Source organism: Aquibium oceanicum (assembly GCF_001889605.1).
Taxonomy (GTDB): domain Bacteria; phylum Pseudomonadota; class Alphaproteobacteria; order Rhizobiales; family Rhizobiaceae; genus Aquibium; species Aquibium oceanicum.
The window spans coordinates 792,825-809,061 of record NZ_CP018171.1 but is presented as its reverse complement, the minus strand read 5'-3'; the positions used below and the strand labels follow the sequence as shown (position 1 = coordinate 809,061).

The 16,237-nt window shown below is 64.1% G+C and carries 13 protein-coding genes; 8 read left to right on the top strand and 5 right to left on the bottom strand.

From position 1 onward, the window contains the following. Positions 1–51 precede the first annotated feature (51 nt). The 8 genes from BSQ44_RS04075 to BSQ44_RS04035 are packed head-to-tail and all read left to right on the top strand — an operon-like array spanning position 52 to position 9,953. Complete coding sequence (locus BSQ44_RS04075; protein ID WP_114580043.1) at positions 52–1,275, top strand: acetate/propionate family kinase; 1,224 nt, start codon at positions 52–54, stop codon at positions 1,273–1,275. Positions 1,276–1,279: 4 nt separating this feature from the next. Then, a complete protein-coding gene (locus BSQ44_RS04070) occupies positions 1,280–3,640 on the top strand; it encodes a phosphoketolase family protein (RefSeq protein ID WP_072602064.1) in 2,361 nt (786 codons plus the stop codon). A 58-nt stretch (positions 3,641–3,698) separates the two neighbouring features. Further along, positions 3,699–4,697, top strand: a complete 999-nt coding sequence (locus tag BSQ44_RS04065) for a ribose-phosphate pyrophosphokinase (protein ID WP_072602063.1) — start codon at positions 3,699–3,701, stop codon at positions 4,695–4,697. A gap of 55 nt (positions 4,698–4,752) precedes the next feature. Continuing rightward, positions 4,753–6,111 carry an MBL fold metallo-hydrolase RNA specificity domain-containing protein gene (locus BSQ44_RS04060; RefSeq protein WP_072602062.1) on the top strand — a complete coding sequence of 453 codons (1,359 nt, stop codon included), beginning with the start codon at positions 4,753–4,755 and terminating at the stop codon, positions 6,109–6,111. Further along, on the top strand, positions 6,108–7,640 hold the full coding sequence (locus tag BSQ44_RS04055) for a thymidine phosphorylase family protein (RefSeq protein WP_072602061.1): 1,533 nt from the start codon (positions 6,108–6,110) through the stop codon (positions 7,638–7,640). The genes BSQ44_RS04060 and BSQ44_RS04055 overlap by 4 nt, the downstream gene beginning before the upstream one ends. Next, the gene (locus tag BSQ44_RS27320) at positions 7,640–8,974 is read left to right on the top strand and encodes a WD40/YVTN/BNR-like repeat-containing protein (protein ID WP_210187916.1); all 1,335 of its coding nucleotides are present in this window, start codon (positions 7,640–7,642) and stop codon (positions 8,972–8,974) included. Before BSQ44_RS04055 ends, BSQ44_RS27320 begins: the two co-directional genes overlap by 1 nt. After that, positions 8,971–9,444, top strand: coding sequence for a c-type cytochrome (locus tag BSQ44_RS04040; RefSeq protein ID WP_072602060.1), 474 nt, complete (start codon positions 8,971–8,973; stop codon positions 9,442–9,444). The genes BSQ44_RS27320 and BSQ44_RS04040 overlap by 4 nt, the downstream gene beginning before the upstream one ends. Positions 9,445–9,494: 50 nt before the next feature. Beyond that, positions 9,495–9,953, top strand: a complete 459-nt coding sequence (locus BSQ44_RS04035) for a YqaA family protein (RefSeq protein WP_072607839.1) — start codon at positions 9,495–9,497, stop codon at positions 9,951–9,953. Positions 9,954–10,128: 175 nt separating this feature from the next. On the opposite strand, the gene BSQ44_RS04025 is transcribed toward BSQ44_RS04035, so the two are convergent. From BSQ44_RS04025 to BSQ44_RS04005, 5 genes are all read right to left on the bottom strand, one after another. Further along, on the bottom strand, positions 10,129–10,386 hold the full coding sequence (locus BSQ44_RS04025; RefSeq protein ID WP_072602058.1) for a hypothetical protein: 258 nt from the start codon (positions 10,384–10,386) through the stop codon (positions 10,129–10,131). Then, a complete protein-coding gene (locus BSQ44_RS04020; RefSeq protein WP_072602057.1) occupies positions 10,383–11,057 on the bottom strand; it encodes a YcbK family protein in 675 nt (224 codons plus the stop codon). The genes BSQ44_RS04025 and BSQ44_RS04020 overlap by 4 nt, the downstream gene beginning before the upstream one ends. A 68-nt stretch (positions 11,058–11,125) precedes the next feature. Beyond that, positions 11,126–11,416, bottom strand: a complete 291-nt coding sequence (locus BSQ44_RS04015) for a DUF6127 family protein (RefSeq protein WP_013654759.1) — start codon at positions 11,414–11,416, stop codon at positions 11,126–11,128. A 23-nt stretch (positions 11,417–11,439) separates the two neighbouring features. Then, positions 11,440–12,720: a hypothetical protein gene (locus tag BSQ44_RS04010; protein ID WP_072602056.1), complete on the bottom strand. Its 1,281-nt coding sequence runs from the start codon at positions 12,718–12,720 to the stop codon at positions 11,440–11,442. Continuing rightward, a complete protein-coding gene (locus tag BSQ44_RS04005; RefSeq protein WP_072602055.1) occupies positions 12,720–16,232 on the bottom strand; it encodes a phage tail protein in 3,513 nt (1,170 codons plus the stop codon). The genes BSQ44_RS04010 and BSQ44_RS04005 overlap by 1 nt, the downstream gene beginning before the upstream one ends. Between the last annotated feature and the right edge of the window lie 5 nt (positions 16,233–16,237).

The window sequence follows — 16,237 nt, the reverse complement described above, 5'->3', positions numbered from 1 at the left end:
AGCGGCGCGGACGACCTACACACGGCTGCATGCGCAAGAGGGGTTCGATTGATGTCATCTGGCGCGTGCATCCTGACGATCAACGGGGGATCTTCAAGCATCAAGTTCGCATTGCACAGGATGGACGGCAACCAATCCCGGAAGGACCTGCGCGGCAAGATCGACCGCATCGGCCTGCAGGGAACCTATTTCACTTTCGATGACCCCACCCGGAAACAGCAAGGTGATCGCGGCATCGGTGAGCTCGATCATCGTTTGGCGGCAGATTTCCTGCTCGACTGGCTTGCCGAGCAGATCGGTCTTTCGTCGATCGCGGCAGTAGGCCACCGCGTCGTAAACGGTGGCGCCAGGTATCGTGAACCGCATTGGATCACGCAGGAAGTTCTTCGGGAACTGCGCCGCATCAGCGCCTATGCGCCGGAGCATCTGCCTTCCGAGATCAATATGATTGAATTGGTCGACGAGCGGATGCCGGGTCTGCCACAGGTGGCATGTTTCGATACGGCATTTCATCGGGACATGCCTCGGGTCGCCAAGACTCTGGCAATTCCCCGGCGTTTTGCGGCCAATGGGGTCGAGCGCTACGGCTTTCATGGCCTGTCCTACGAGTTCCTCATGGAAGAGCTCGCGCGCTTGGCCAGCGCTGAGGCTGCGAAAGGGCGGGTGATCCTGTGTCATCTCGGAAATGGGTCGAGCCTCGCGGCGGTCCGCAACGGGAAGAGCGTTGATACCAGCATGGGCTTTACGCCCGCGGCGGGCCTGCCGATGAGCACCCGCTCCGGCGATCTGGATCCCGGGCTGGGCTGGTACCTTGCGCAAACCGAGCAAATGACCGCCAAGCAGTTTCACCAGATGGTGAATCAGGAATCGGGGTTGCTGGGCGTATCGGAAACGAGCTCCGACCTGCGGGATTTGTTGGGTCGCGAGGCGGACGATGTTCGGGCTGCCGAAGCAGTTGAGTTGTTTTGCTACCAGGTGAGGAAGTGGATCGGTGCATTTGCCGCCGCGCTTGGCGGACTGGACACGCTCGTCTTCTCGGGTGGCATCGGCGAGAACGCCCCCGCGATCCGTGCGCGCATCTGCGAGGGTCTCGGCTTTCTCGACGTCCAACTGGACGAGAACCGGAACGCTGCCGGCGAGACAGTCATCTCGGCCGATCAGGGGCACGTCCAGGTGCGCGTCATTCGTACCGACGAAGATGTAATCATTGCAAAAGCGGTTTTCGGAATGCTTGCCCGCGCCGAAACCGGCCAGCACGCCCATCTGGAGGAGTAAGCCCATGAACAAGCCGCTATCGACTGACCTCATCCAGAAGATGGACGCCTACTGGCGAGCGGCCAACTATCTCTCGGTTGGCCAGATCTATCTGTTCGACAACCCGTTGCTCAGGAGACCCTTGAAGATCGAGCACGTGAAGCCGCGACTGCTCGGTCATTGGGGCACCACCCCGGGGCTGAATTTCATCTACGTGCATCTGAATCGCGTCATCAAGAAGCACGACCTCGACGTGATCTATGTCACCGGCCCGGGGCATGGCGGTCCGGGCCTCGTGGCCAACACCTATCTCGAGGGAACCTACAGCGAGGTCTACCCGGAGATATCGCAGGACGAGGTAGGGATGAAGAAACTGTTCACGCAGTTTTCCTTTCCCGGCGGCATTCCGAGTCACGTTGCGGCGGAGACGCCGGGCTCCATCAATGAAGGCGGTGAACTCGGCTATTGCCTCTCGCATGCCTACGGCGCCGCCTTCGACAATCCCGACCTCCTGGTCACCTGCGTCGTGGGCGATGGCGAGGCGGAAACCGCCCCTCTCGCCACCAGCTGGCACTCGAACAAGTTTCTCAATCCGGTGCACGACGGCGCGGTGCTACCGATCCTTCACCTGAACGGCTACAAGATCGCGGGCCCCACCGTGCTTGCCCGCATTCCCCGTGACGAGCTTGAATCGCTGTTTCGCGGCTACGGCTATACGCCACACTTCGTCGAGGGTGATGACCCGATGGAGATGCATCAACTCATGGCCGCGACGCTCGACACCGTGATCGCAAGCATCCGGGACATCCAACGGGACGCCCGTGCCAATGGATTCAAGCAGCGTCCGCTCTGGCCCATGATCATCCTGCGCTCGCCAAAGGGCTGGACCGGCCCGAAGGAGGTCGACGGCAAACGGACCGAGGGCACATATCGCTCGCACCAAGTGCCGATGGGCGACATGAGCCACCCCGGGCACGTGAAGATTCTGGAGGAGTGGCTGGAGAGTTATCGCCCGCGGGAACTGTTCGACGAGTCCGGCAGGCTCCGGCCCGAACTTGCTGACCTGGCCCCGCGCGGCGCGCGGCGGATGGGCGCCAATCCGCATGCCAACGGCGGCCTGCTGTTGGCCGACCTGACACTGCCGGATTTCCGCGATTACGCGGTGACGATACCGAAACCGGGCAGCGTGATCGCCGAAGCCACCCGCATCCAGGGCGAGCTGATCCGCGACGTCGTAAAATTGAACCCCGAGACGTTCCGTGTTTTCAGTCCGGACGAAACGGCTTCGAACCGCTGGGGCGCCGTGTTCGAGGTGACGAACCGTTGCTCGACCGCGGAAATTGTTCCTGGCGACGACCACGTCGCGCCGGACGGCCGGGTGATGGAGGTCTTGAGCGAGCACCAGTGCGAAGGATGGCTCGAAGGGTATCTGCTCACGGGCAGACATGGCTTTTTCTCATGCTATGAGGCCTTCATCCATATCATCGACTCGATGTTCAATCAGCATGCCAAATGGCTTGACGTGGCGAGCCACGTTCCATGGCGCCGGCCGATTGCTTCCCTGAATTACCTCCTTTCGTCACATGTGTGGCGGCAGGATCACAACGGTTTCAGTCATCAGGATCCAGGCTTCATCGACCACGTCATGAGCAAGAAGGCGGAGGTCATCCGCGTCTATCTGCCGCCCGACGCCAATAGCCTGCTTTCCGTGACGGATCACTGCCTGCGCAGCCGCAACTACGTGAACGTCATTGTCGCCGGCAAACAGCCGTCGCCGCAGTGGCTCGATATGGACGCGGCCATCGCGCATTGCACCCGAGGGCTGGGCATCTGGGAATGGGCCAGCAGCGACGACGGCGGCGAGCCTGATGTGGTGATGGCCTGTGCCGGGGATGTGCCGACCATGGAGACGCTGGCTGCGGTGGAGTTGCTGCGGCAGCATTTTCCGACCCTGAAGATCCGCGTCGTCAACGTGGTCGATCTGATGACGTTGCAATCGCAGAGCCAGCATCCGCACGGGATCAGCGACGAGGAATTCGATGCCCTGTTCACCAGGGACAAGCCCATCATCTTTGCCTACCACGGCTACCCGATTCTGATCCACCGGCTGACCTATCGCCGGACCAACCATCACAATCTGCATGTGCACGGGTTCAAGGAAGAAGGAACCACCACGACACCATTCGACATGGTCGTGCTCAACGAGCTCGACCGGTTCCATCTGGCCAGGGCCGTCCTTGACCGGGTGCCGGGATTGGGTCCGGGCGTCGCCACTTTCCAAAAGTTCATTGAAGGCAAGCTCAGCGATCACAAGCGCCACATCCGTCAACACGGCGAGGACATGCCGGAGATTCGGAATTGGAAATGGGGCGTAAACGAAGGGTGACCTGGAAGTCTACGGGCGGCACTTGGGCCACCGGTAGAAACTGAAAGAGTACATTGACATGCGGCTGATACTGCCCCTGCCCGACAACAAAACCTTCGCCCGTCATCTGGCTGATGCCGGAGGATGGGAGCTTGGACACATGGAAACCCGGCGTTTCCCCGATGGCGAGAGTTATGTCCGCATTCTTTCGGATGTCGCCGATCGGCCGGTGGATTTGGTCTGCACGCTTGCGCGGCCGGACGATGGCTTCCTCCGCCTCGCATTCGCCGCCGACGCGGCCCGCGCGCTTGGCGCGAGCGAGGTGACGCTGATCGCGCCCTACCTTTCCTACATGCGACAGGATCGACGCTTTCAACCGGGCGAGGCTGTGACCTCGAAGACATTCGCGCGGTTCCTGTCTTCGACCTTCGACCGGATTGTGACGGTCGACCCTCACCTGCACCGGTATCTCGCACTCTCGGCGCTCTACACGATCCCGGCCGATACGCTGCACGCGGCACCTCTGTTGGCAGACTGGATCGCCGCCGAGGTCGATCAACCGCTGATCATTGGCCCGGATGAGGAGAGCGAACAGTGGGTGTCGGCCATCGCCAGGCGAATTGCCGCTCCCTATGCCGTCTTGCGCAAGATTCGGCACGGCGACCGCAACGTCGATGTCCAACTTCCCGATCTCTCGGAATGGACGGCCCGCTGTCCGGTCCTCGTCGACGATATCGCTTCATCTGGACAGACGCTGATTGAAGCCGCCCGGAAACTGCCACTCCAGGGCTTCCGGCGACCTGTTTGCGCGGTTGTCCACGGGGTGTTCGCGGAGGATTCCTTTGAGCGCTTGATGTCGCTTACCGACCGGATCGTCTCAAGCGATTCCGTCCCACATGAGAGCAACGCTATCCGGCTGGCGCCGCTGATCGCTGCGGCGATCACCTCCGCCGAGGAAGCCAAAGAGGACATCATTCGGCACCGCCGTCCGCCCGAACCTTCCGACGACGTCGAACAGGCAGGCATGGACTCGTTTCCCGCAAGCGATGCACCGCCCTGGACGGGTGGCGTCGAATGAGCGGCGAGCCCCGTCAGTTGGCGACCAGGCACATGAATTCGACCAGGAGGCGATCATGCTGAAACTCACATCCCTCGGCGGAGCCGGCACTGTCACCGGCTCGAAACATCTTCTCGAGCATGACGGCAAGCGGATCCTGATCGACTGCGGCTTGTTCCAGGGCCTCAAGAACCTGCGGGAGCTGAACTGGGAGCCGCTGCCGATTGCCCCTTCGACCATCGACGCCGTCGTTCTCACTCATGCGCATCTCGATCATTCGGGCTATCTGCCCAAACTCGTGAAAGATGGATTCCGCGGCAAGATCTTCGCGACGGACGCGACCCGCGCCGTTGCAGAGCTGATCCTCAGGGACAGCGGTTACCTCCAGGAGAAAGATGCCGAATACGCGAACCGCAAGGGGTTCTCCAAGCACCGGCCTGCCCTGCCACTCTACGGAATTCACGATGCAGAACGGGCGCTGGAGCGCTTCTCGTCAGTTTCGTTCGACAAGGGTGTTCAGCTTCCCGGCGGGGCGACCCTGATCTTCCGGCATGCCGGCCACATCCTGGGAGCTGCCACCGCAGATATTGACTGGGGTGGCAAACGGATCGTGTTTTCGGGTGATCTGGGCCGGTATGGCGATCCCGTCATGCCCGATCCGGTTCCTGTCCCGGAGGCCGACTATGTGGTGATTGAATCGACCTATGGCAACCGCCGCCATGAAGCGGACGATCCGACCGAGATGTTGGGTTCCGTCATCGAGCGCACGGTTCTTCGCGGCGGGACCGTGGTGATCCCGGCATTCGCCGTTGGCCGGGCGCAGTCGCTGCTCTATCACCTCTGGCAATTGAAGCAGGCTGGCCGTCTCGCCTCCATCCCGATCTTTCTCGACAGTCCGATGGCGATCAGCGCGACGGACCTGCTCCACGCCCATCGCGAAGATCATCGGCTCTTACCGGAGGATTGCGACACGATCTGCGGGATCGCTACCTATACAAGGGACGTCGAAGGGTCCAAGGCAATTACCGCGAGTCCCTATCCGAAGGTGGTGATCTCGGCCAGCGGCATGGCAACCGGTGGCCGCGTTCTCCACCATCTCAAGGCCTTCGCACCCGATCAGAAGAACACCATCCTGTTCTCCGGCTTTCAAGCTGCCGGCACGCGTGGACGCGCCATGCTGCAGGGCGCCCGCGAGATCAAGATTCACGGACAGTGGATACCGGTGCTGGCAGAGGTTGCCGATCTGCCTGCACTCTCGGCGCACGCGGATTCTGATGAGTTGATGCGCTGGCTCTCCGGCTTCCGTCACGCGCCTGCGCGCACTTTCATCGTTCATGGGGAGGCTGAAGCCGCCGAGGCGCTGCGCGTCCGCATCGACAAGGACCTGGGATGGAATGCGTCCGTTCCCCGACAGGATCAGGCGTTCGACCTATGACCCCCAACGATGCCGAACTTGCCGTGCCACCGCCGCTCCGCGCCAAACGTCTTCGCCTGCACACACAGCACCAGGCGGTGGTCATCATGCGGGCCGACTGCCATGTCTGCCGATCGGAAGGTCTTGCTTCCAGATCGCAGGTGCTGGTTTCGAGCAACGGCCGTGAGATGCAGGCAACCCTGTTCCAGATCGAAGGGGACGATTTGCTCGCCATCGACCAGATCGCCCTGACAGAGACCGCGTGGAAGATCCTGAGCCTCGACGAGGACGCGGCGGTCACCGTCACGCATGCACCGACACTCGAATCCCTCGCCAGCGTCCGCCGACGGATCCACGGGAACCGGCTCGACGCGCGCGCGATCGGGTCGATCGTCAAGGACGTCGCCGCACGCCGCTATACGGATGTTCATCTGGCGGCCTTCCTGACGGCGAGCGCGGCTCTTCCGCTCGACGAGCAGGAGACCGTCGATCTGACGGGCGCCATGGTCGAGGTCGGCGAGCGTTTGCGCTGGGATTCCCCGATCGTGGTCGACAAGCATTGCATTGGCGGGCTCCCGGGCAACCGTACCACCCCGATCGTCGTCGCGATTGTTGCTGCCCACGGGCTAGTCATCCCCAAGACTTCATCGCGTGCGATCACCTCGCCGGCAGGCACGGCGGATGCCATGGAGACACTTGCTCCGGTTGACCTGGATATCGCGACGCTCAGGCGTGTGGTGGACGCCGAAGGAGGCTGCATCGCGTGGGGTGGGGCGATGCATCTCAGTCCCGCCGACGATATATTCGTTCGCATAGAGCGCGAGCTCGATGTCGATACCGAGGGACAGCTCATCGCGTCTGTCCTGTCCAAGAAGATCGCGGCCGGTTCGACGCACGTCGTCATCGACATTCCGGTCGGACCGACCGCCAAGGTCCGCAGCGAGGCGACAGCGCGCCATCTTGCGGATCGGATCAGCGCCGTGGCGTCCCGCTTTGGTCTGTCGGCCACTTGCATCCTGACCGACGGATCGCAACCGGTTGGTCGCGGAATAGGCCCCGCCCTGGAAGCGCTGGATGTCCTCGCAGTTCTCCGAGGCGCGCCGGATTCGCCCGATGATTTGCGCAGACGGTCGGCGACATTGGCCGGGGCTGCGCTGGAGATCGGCGGGAAGGTCGCCAGCGGGGAAGGAACCACTGCGGCGCTCGCGACCCTTGCGGACGGACGAGCGTGGAAGAAGTTCCAGGCCATATGCGAGGCGCAGGGTGGAATGCGAACGCCGCCGAAGGCGCCCCACGTTCATCCGTTGATCGCGCCGCGTGCCGGACGTATCGTTCATATCAACAATCGCAAGCTCTCAAGACTCGCCAAGCTCGCCGGCGCACCGGAAGCCAAGTCGGCGGGCGTCTACATGCATGTGACTCTCGGCCAGGAGATCGACAAAGGCAATATAATGCTCGACATCTACGCTGAATCCTCGGGTGAACTGGCCTATGCATTGGAATACGCGCGAAGAAGTCCGGACATCATCGAAGTCGAGATTTCGTCGTGATGGTCGCAGTCGAAATCGGCTGGCTAAACGTGCTGCGGCGCTACCTGGTCGCCATAGCGGTTGGGAATCTCATTTGGGAATTCGCCCATATGCCGCTCTACACGCTGTGGGAAACCGGCAGTTGGGGCGAAATCGTGTTCGCCGCCATTCATTGCACTGGCGGAGACATACTGATCGCGATGAGCGCGCTCCTCGCCGCGCTGTTCCTGTTCGGCAGCGGCCAATGGCCAGAGACTGGCTACCGGATTGTGGGCATCGCCACCACTTTGATCGGTCTCGGCTACACCGTCTTCAGCGAGTGGCTCAACATCGAGGTCCGGGAAGCCTGGGCCTATCGTGACCTGATGCCGGTCATCCCGGTGATCGACGCCGGCCTCTCGCCCATCGCGCAATGGATCGTCCTCCCAATCATCGCTTTCTGGTGGGTGGCACCTCGGAAAAGAAGCACCATGAGTCGTTTAGCATCCGTCACCATCTTCATGTTTGCGGCGGCCGTTCTGTTCGTTGTCTCGCCGCTCGTGGGTCACGCGCAATCCGATGCGCCCCTCGCCGACCTGTTGCGATCCACGCACATCCATGGGCTCGCGATCGATCGCGCCAACAGCGACCGCCTGCTCATCGCCACCCATCACGGTCTATATGCCTTGCGGCTGGAATCCGGGACTGTCGATCTCATTTCCGAGCAGCGGGACGACTTCATGGGATTCACGCCGCACCCGACCGATGCGCAAAGGCTCTACGCCAGCGGGCACCCGGCGCGCGGCGGAAACCTCGGTTTCATCGCATCGAACGACGGGGGCAGGACCTGGACAATGCTGTCGCCGGGAGTCGGAGGACCGGTTGACTTCCATCAGATGGACGTCAGCAAGGCCGATTCGAGCATGATCTATGGAGTCCATGGCGGGCTCCAGATCAGTCGCGACGGCGGACGCAATTGGAGCCGTGTCGGACCGGCGCCGGACGGCCTGATCGACCTGGCAGCCTCTTCCACTGACGTGGCAAGGGTTTACGCCGCAACACAGCAGGGGCTGTTCGTCAGCCCAGACAGCGGTCGCGTGTGGCAACCCGCCCATCTCCTGCGTCGTCCCGCCAGCATGATCGAGGTGACGACAGACGGTTCGGTCTACGCATTCCTGCTCGGCAGCGGTCTGCTTCGCACAGAGGAGCCATCTCTCAACTGGCAGATCTTGAGCAACGATTTTGGGGACCGCTACCTGCTGCACCTCGCCGTGGATCCCGAAGACCCGGCGCGCCTGTATGCGTCGACGCATCAGAACGAGTTGCTGACCAGTGAGGATGGCGGCCGGACCTGGCAACGGCTGGGAGCTCAATGAAGCCGACGGTCATCATCCTCGCCATTGCGGCTGCTATTGCCTCCGTGACCATCGCGGCTTTTCTCGGTGGTCTCGGTCGCCAACCGCAGTGGGGTCAGGCCGATCCCCGAAATACGCGGCAGGTTGCGCTGGGCGAACGGGTCTATCGGGACCACTGTGCCGCCTGTCATGGAACTGACTTGGAGGGACAGCCACAGTGGCAAACTCCCCGGCCCGATGGCCGCCTGCCGGCGCCGCCGCATGATGAATCCGGCCATACTTGGCACCATGCGGATGAAGTGCTGTTTCGCATCACCAAAGATGGCGTCTCGGCGCTGGTGCCCGGTTACGAGAGCGATATGCCAGCCTATGCCGCCGTCCTCACAGATGAGGAAATCTGGTCCGTCCTCGCATTCATCAAGAGCCGATGGCCGTCCGACATCCAGGCCCGACACGCCGAAATCAATCGTCGAAATGAACAGTCCCGCTGACCTTGCGGCAAAGACAGGTGGTGTGTGGCGATACTCAGGGTAAAGCCAAATTGGTAGCAGACACTGAAACCGATCTTGCCGCATATGCCGCACTCTTCATAAGCGCGTTCACGTCGGCGACCCTCCTGCCGGGGTCTTCTGAGGCCGCTCTCCTGACGCTTCTCGCCATGGGACGCGGCGAGCCTGTCACCTTGGTTGTTGTCGCAACGGCAGGAAATTTGCTCGGCTCGCTGGTGAACTGGATGCTCGGCAGGTTCTTTTCGGCGCTTCGCGAACGCCGCTGGTTTCCAATTGACGAGCCGTCATACCGTCGCGCAACTGACTGGTTTAACCGTTATGGCGTGTGGTCGTTGCTCCTGTCCTGGCTGCCCATCATTGGAGATCCGCTGATCGTGGTCGCCGGTGCATTACGCGTGGGCTTGCTGCGTTTTGTCTTGCTGGTCTCAATCGGCAAGGGCGCGCGCTACATCTTTATTGTCGGCGCGTACTCATGGTGGAATGGCGCCTGAGCATTCTTAGCTGTTGCGCAGACAAGCCTGAGCTTGATTCCGCAATACGGCGTAGTCGCTCAGCATCTCGGCGATCGCCGACCCGCCAGGCAGCAGATCAAGTTCGTCGGCAGCGCGGGCCTGGAAGTCGCGGCTATACTCGACCACCGGCGGGCAGACCGTGACGATCCGCGGCTCAGAAGTGACCGTCGCGCAGCCGGTCAGCGAGATCGCTGCGATCGCGAGGGCGGCGAGCCGCGGCATCCAGCATCTGGCGCTGCACGTCATTGGCGTTCTCCATGGTTTCGAGGCGTTCGACGAGGCGACCCGCGCGCTCGCCAGAACGCCGGAACGCGAGCAGGAACAGGACAAGCGAGAGGGCAATGGCGCCATAGCGCAGCGCAGTCCGTGCCGATGAACTTGTGGCGATGCCGGAAAGTAGGGAGACGATCATCGCTGCCCCCGCTTCCAGTCATCGATGCGGGCGTAGATCGCGACTGCGATGCCGGCGAGGGCCACGGCGATGAACACCCCGCGCAGCGTGTCGAGATAGGGCACGAGCGGCAGGACAGCGGACTGCGTCTCGGTCAGAACGTTCTGCGCCACCTCGATTCCGGCCGCGCCCACAGTCGCAACACCGGCCGCACCGCTGCCCTTCAACGTGCGACTCTCAGCCAGCACCTCGCGCGCGGGCGGGGTCTCCATGGCGAAGGCCGCCTCGCGGACTGGGAACCGCTCACCCCACTGCCGAGCGGGCCCAAGGTCGATATGCATGAAGCCCGACCGCGGATAGAAGCCGAAGCCCTTGAAGCCAACCGCGCGGGCCGCTGCCTCGAAGGCTACGGGATCGTGGTTCGTCATGGCGATGTCGAAGGCCGTGCCATCGAGATGCTTCGAGCGCGCCGCTCCGCCGACGGCGCGGTTGTGCGCCGGGCTGCGGTAGGCCGAGCGAACGATCAGCGGCTTGCCCAGCCGATCGCGAAGGGCTTGCAGCTTGTCGAGCGCCTCATCGTGGATGCGCAAGCTACCGCTGCCGCGGCAGGCGATCTCCGCAGGCGAGAAGTTCTTCCAACGCCAGCGGGCGGTCGGCACGTCGCGCCAGTGGTTGAAGGGGGTGGTCGTCATGGCTGGTCTCCGCACATAAAAAAACTCGCCGAACGGCGGGTCGGTGGGTTGAGGATCGGAAGCGCCGGTCAGGGACCGTTGCCAAACAGTCTCAGCTTGATGGCAATGCCGGCCATGAGGGCGAGCAGGACGCCGGTGGTGATGATGCGAACGGCGGTCTGCACGGCCGTCTGCCTGGCCAGCCGAAACCCGGCCAGCAGCGATCGCAGATCGCGGATGTCCTCGGCCGCCTCCGTCCCGTCGAGCCCAACCTCATGCAGGGCACGGCGGGCGCCGGCTTCGGCGGCGCGTTCGAGCAGCGCCTCGAACTCGTCGCTCGGCAGACTGACCAGCCTGCCGCTGTCGCGTTTCTGTTCCATCGTCGTGGTTCTCAAACTGTCGATCAGATCACCAGCGTCCCGGCGAGCGTGATCGCGATGTCGGCGAGCGTGGCGTCGGGGCTTCCGGGCGCGATCACCTCGAGCAGGTCGCCCGGTTCAAGGACGTTCTCGCTCGCGGCGATGAAGACGGCCGCGGAGGCGCTCGCCGCGAAGCGGATGGTGCCGATGCTCGTGCCGTTGCGCTGGACATCGAGGTCCGTCTCTGCGGTGGCCGCGATTCCGGCCGCGCCCTGACTACCGGCGAGATCGACCTTAAGCCGCGAGCGCCGGGCCACGACCGTGCGCAGCAACACCTCCGAGGCGGCGGGCGCGCCCGCCTTCGCGAAGGCGAAGTCCGCCGGCGGATCGGCCGCGTCCTCGGTCTCGACGACTTCGAGCGCGAACCAGGTGCGCTCCATGCCCCGGAGCTCGCCTGAGGCGCTGACGAACACCGTAAGCTCGAACCAGTCGCCGGCGACGACCGGGAGGACCGCGCTCGCGATGTTCCGCATCTGGTTGCTGTAGCCGCTGTCGCCGCGGACGATGAAGGAGCCGCCACCGATCACGCCGCCGCCGTTCATGCGGATCTCGACCAGCTGGCTCGTCGGCGAGGTCTGCCACTCGATATTGCCCGTGAGCCGGACCTTGGTTACACCGGCCGGCACGGTAAGCCGCGTCGGCTGGCCGGAGTCCCAGAGCGCGTCGCTGTCGTAGACGGCGCTCTGCCAGGGGACCGCGACATAGGCGCCGGTCGTCGAGACGCTGAAGTTCGTGGTCCGCCGTACGAGTGCGCCCCGGAAGGGCAGCAGGGCGCGCTGGAAGATGCCAACGCCGGCAGCACGCCAGAGCGCGCCATCGAACTGGAGCACGTCGCTGGCGACGGCGGCACCGACCGCGACGTCGGTCAGGTCGTTGAGTGCGCCGGCGCCGCCGCCGACCCCGAAGAGATCGCTGCCATTGCCCTGCACCAGCACGGTGGCGCCGGGCACGACGATGACCTCCGCGCCCGAACCCGCGTACTTGGCCCGGACCTCCTGACCGCCGCCGGTCGCGTTCCTGATCGCGAGCCGGAGATGGTTGGCCGGCAGCGTCAGGACGCGCGCCGCCGTCAGCGTGCCGGTGAGTACGATCAGGCCGTTGCGGTTCGCCTGCGTGCTGGTCAGCGTCACGTTGGCGTCGGCCATGGCCAGCGACAGAGCCCGGTTCATGGCATTGTCAAGGGCATCGACGGCGTCGTTGATCGTGACTTCTTTCTGGTTCTGGGCGGCGGCGACATGGGTCACGGCCAGATTGGGGCTGGGCATCAGGCAATCTCCAAGGTGACAGCGCGCGGGAAGCCGCGACCCCCGACCGCGCTCAGTTGATAGACGGCTACGGACAGAGCAGCCGGCACGACGCCGAAGTCGGCCAGGATGTCGGCATTGGCGTAGACGACGCTGGGGCTCGCCGAGGCGAGCGTGCGCTTCACCGCACCGCCGGGACCATCGAGGATGTCGACCTCATAGGCCTCGCTCGCCTCACCGAAGGGAACGAGACCGGTCCCGTCCTTCAGCTCACCGCCAATGCGCGTGCGGCGAACCCAGGACAGGGTGATGTTCGCTGGGGCGCCGCTCGGGATCGCGCGCACATTCCACGGCGCATAGGGTTTGAGGTCGCGGCCGCCGTGGCTCTGGACGAGCGTCTCGGCATCCTCGAACAGTGTGCCGAAGCCGACGGCGCGCCAGGATCGCGGCAGCCCGAGATCACCGAGCGCCGTGACCAGCGTCTCGACATCGTCGGGATCAAGCAGCGCGAAGACCTCACCTGCCGCATGGCCATCGACGAAGACGTCCGTGCCGCGTCGGCCGCGCAGCAAGCCGGTGAGCGTGTAGGAGCCATCAGGGTTCAGCGTAACCTCGCGGAACTGGATGATCTCGGGCTCGCCATTGGCTTTGAGGACCAACGCCGCGTTCGCACCATTGACGAGGGCGTCCTGTGTGACGCTCTCCAGCCGCTCGCCGCCAGTGGTCATGAAAACAGTGAGGCTATTCTCATCGTCGGTACCGAACGGCGAGCGTGGACTGCCCAGCGCATTCGCCGTGGCGCCCCATGCGGCTTCGCTGAGGGCCCGTCCGACCTGCGCCCACGCGGAGCCGTCGGCGCTACGGTAGAGGGCGGCTCCGGGCCAGCCGGGGCCACCGAACCCCGCCATCAGATAGTAGACCCGTGAGCCCGCACCGCCCGCGTCATCGACATCGCGCAGAAGCGGCAGGTCGGGCAGGATCAGCCGCGTGGCGGCGTTCGCGCCCACCAGCTGGATGGGTTTGCCCGAACCGCCATCGGCGACGACCGAGGAGACGTAGGTGGCGGCGGTCTCCGAGACGCCCTTCACCGCCAGCGAGAAATCCGCGCCCACATCGAGCCGGTTGATCCGCGTCCGGAAGGTCGATCCGGCTGCGAACACCACATCCACCACGTCTGTCGGATCGAGCCGCAGCCAGTCTGGCGGCAGTTCGGCTTCGTAGGCGCTGCGCTCGATCCAGGCGCTGTAGAGCGTCTTGGCGGCGATGCGCTTGGCCGTTGTGGCGTCGATGGCGAGCGCCAGCTCGAGGCTCGCCTGATTGCGCGAATGCATGGTGGGCAGTGGCAGTGATGCGCGTTTCTCGCTCTGTGTGCCCTGTTGATAGTCGGCGTCCCGGTCCATGTAGACGACGGCGACGCGCTCGGGCAGCTCGACCTCCTGCGTGCGGCGCTCGCGCCAGCTTTCGCCCGTCTGGCTGTCGAGCGGCACAAGGTATTCGGCCGGGATCGTGGCGACCGGCGCGCGCCCGCGATTTCGGAAGCGAAGCGTGTCGTCGCTTTCGGCGGCGTCGAAGAAGAAGGCCTGCGCCAGCGGCTCGATCGCGCCGCGCACGGTGGTCTGCCGGCCAATCACATAGCCGGGCACGGATGGCGTGAGCTCGGCGACGTCAATGTCGGCGAGCCCGAGGCCGGCGCGGCCGCAGAGATCGGCGACGATGGAAGACAGCGCCTCACCCTCGCCACCGCCGCGATTGAGGAACAGCCGCGCCCAGCCGCTGCTGCCGCGCACCAGATGCGTGTCGGTGACGGCGTCGTAAACTTGCGCGCCCTGTTCACTGACCGCGCCCGGCCAGATCTCGTTGAGCACGATGGCGCCCGTCGCCGTGTCGAGCTGGACGACGCGCGTCGAGCGCATCAGCGTCCAGCGCTGGCCCCGCAAGCGGCTCTGGCCGAAGAACGGGCCCTCGTAGTTGATCTTGTGCGGGACCGCCGTCTTCCAGACGATCCCGGTGTCGGCGCGCCACTTGATCGCATAGATCGTCCCGGCCGTGCCGCCGTTCGACATCGTGATCTGGAAGATGACGCTGTCGTCGGTGGCGTCGTAGGTCAGTCCGCCGGCATCGCTGAAGAATCCCGTCGCGCCAGCTTCGATCTGCGCAGGCGTGAAGCTCGCCACTTTTTCGAAGGTGACGCCGAGCGATTGGCCGGTGAGACTTTCATACTGCGCGAAGGCTGAAACCCGGATGCGGTAGAGCCCGAGGCTGGTGTGGTTCAGACTGCTCGATGTCGCGCTCGCCAGAATCCAGCCATCGCCATAACCCTCGCCGACGGCGCCGCCGATCGCGCCCCTTACTCGGGATTCCGTCACCGTCTGGCCGGCACCCCAGATGTAGCCCATGCTGTCGGCGCGCAGCAGGCCGATGTCGTTGAATAGCGAGCCGGTCAGCAGGAAGTCGGCCCGACCGGACGGCCCGTAGGCCGAGATCATGCCCAACCAGGTCGTCGTCACGAAGCGGGTCGTGGTGTTGGAAAGGCCGGTGCTGGTGAAGCCGAAGCGGCCCACTTCCTTCAGCGCATTCGGCTCGACCCGGATGATCGGCCGCGAGTTGCCCGAGCCGACGGTCAGGTAAAGGTGACCGTCCTCGCCGCAGAACAGCGTGCTCGGGAAATTGTTGGGCGTGACGGCGGCAACGTCCGTCATCCGCGCCTGACGGTCCTCGGCCATGGTGCGCAGATTGAAGCGTCGAATACCGGCGGCTTCGGCGTTGCTGCTCGACGAGACGAAGTAGCCGTAGCCGCGTCGCCAATCGATCGCGAGGTCGCTGATCTGGTAGGACCCGAAATAGCCGCCTTCGCCCGTCGTGATGAAGTCCAGGAGCTGATAGGGCTGCTGCGCGGCGCGCCGATAGGTGATCTCCGCCGTGATATTCGGGATGCGATTGCCGAAGTCTGCGAGCGCCAGATCCTCGAATACGATCACGCAGAGCCCGCGATGGGCTGGTGCGCGACCGGCGCCCACATGAGCTTCGATCAGCGGATCCGGCAATTGGCTCTCGCTGCCGCGATGCAAGCGGAAGCGCAGATTGGGTTTGGCGACGTCGGGGCTCGATCCGGTCTTGTCATAGATCAGCTTGCCGTCGGCCCATATGCGCAGCACGTCCTCGGCCGGGCCCTCGCCGAAGCTCAGCGCGAAGGACGCAAAATAGGAATAACTGATCGAGGTCTGGGTGCTGCGCCCGCCGCCTCCCTTGCCGCCTGAGCGGGTCCGGGTGACGTTCTGCTGCTCGCGGATCCCCGACGACCAGATCATGTTGCCGGCCATGCGCAGCGTGCCGTAGCCGATCGGGATCGATGCGCCGTAGGCGGAGGACGAGACGGTCAGATCGCCCAGCCGCGGACCCTCGGTCGTGACGTTCTGTCCCTTGGCGGGAAACAAGAGGCTGCCGACCACCGAGCCCACCAGCCAGCCGGCTTGCCAGCCGAGACCGACAGCGGAGCCGAGCGCGGCGCCGCCTACTGCGACGAGGATGGCCATGAGAA

Coding starts and splice junctions, on each gene's coding strand:
- BSQ44_RS04055 (WP_072602061.1), top strand. CDS start 6,108: ATGACCCCCAACGATGCCGAACTTGCCGTGCCACCGCCGCTCCGCGCC.
- BSQ44_RS04075 (WP_114580043.1), top strand. CDS start 52: ATGTCATCTGGCGCGTGCATCCTGACGATCAACGGGGGATCTTCAAGC.
- BSQ44_RS04010 (WP_072602056.1), bottom strand. CDS start 12,720: ATGCCCAGCCCCAATCTGGCCGTGACCCATGTCGCCGCCGCCCAGAAC.
- BSQ44_RS04020 (WP_072602057.1), bottom strand. CDS start 11,057: ATGACGACCACCCCCTTCAACCACTGGCGCGACGTGCCGACCGCCCGC.
- BSQ44_RS04040 (WP_072602060.1), top strand. CDS start 8,971: ATGAAGCCGACGGTCATCATCCTCGCCATTGCGGCTGCTATTGCCTCC.
- BSQ44_RS04025 (WP_072602058.1), bottom strand. CDS start 10,386: ATGATCGTCTCCCTACTTTCCGGCATCGCCACAAGTTCATCGGCACGG.
- BSQ44_RS04070 (WP_072602064.1), top strand. CDS start 1,280: ATGAACAAGCCGCTATCGACTGACCTCATCCAGAAGATGGACGCCTAC.
- BSQ44_RS04015 (WP_013654759.1), bottom strand. CDS start 11,416: ATGGAACAGAAACGCGACAGCGGCAGGCTGGTCAGTCTGCCGAGCGAC.
- BSQ44_RS27320 (WP_210187916.1), top strand. CDS start 7,640: ATGGTCGCAGTCGAAATCGGCTGGCTAAACGTGCTGCGGCGCTACCTG.
- BSQ44_RS04065 (WP_072602063.1), top strand. CDS start 3,699: ATGCGGCTGATACTGCCCCTGCCCGACAACAAAACCTTCGCCCGTCAT.
- BSQ44_RS04060 (WP_072602062.1), top strand. CDS start 4,753: ATGCTGAAACTCACATCCCTCGGCGGAGCCGGCACTGTCACCGGCTCG.
- BSQ44_RS04005 (WP_072602055.1), bottom strand. CDS start 16,232: ATGGCCATCCTCGTCGCAGTAGGCGGCGCCGCGCTCGGCTCCGCTGTC.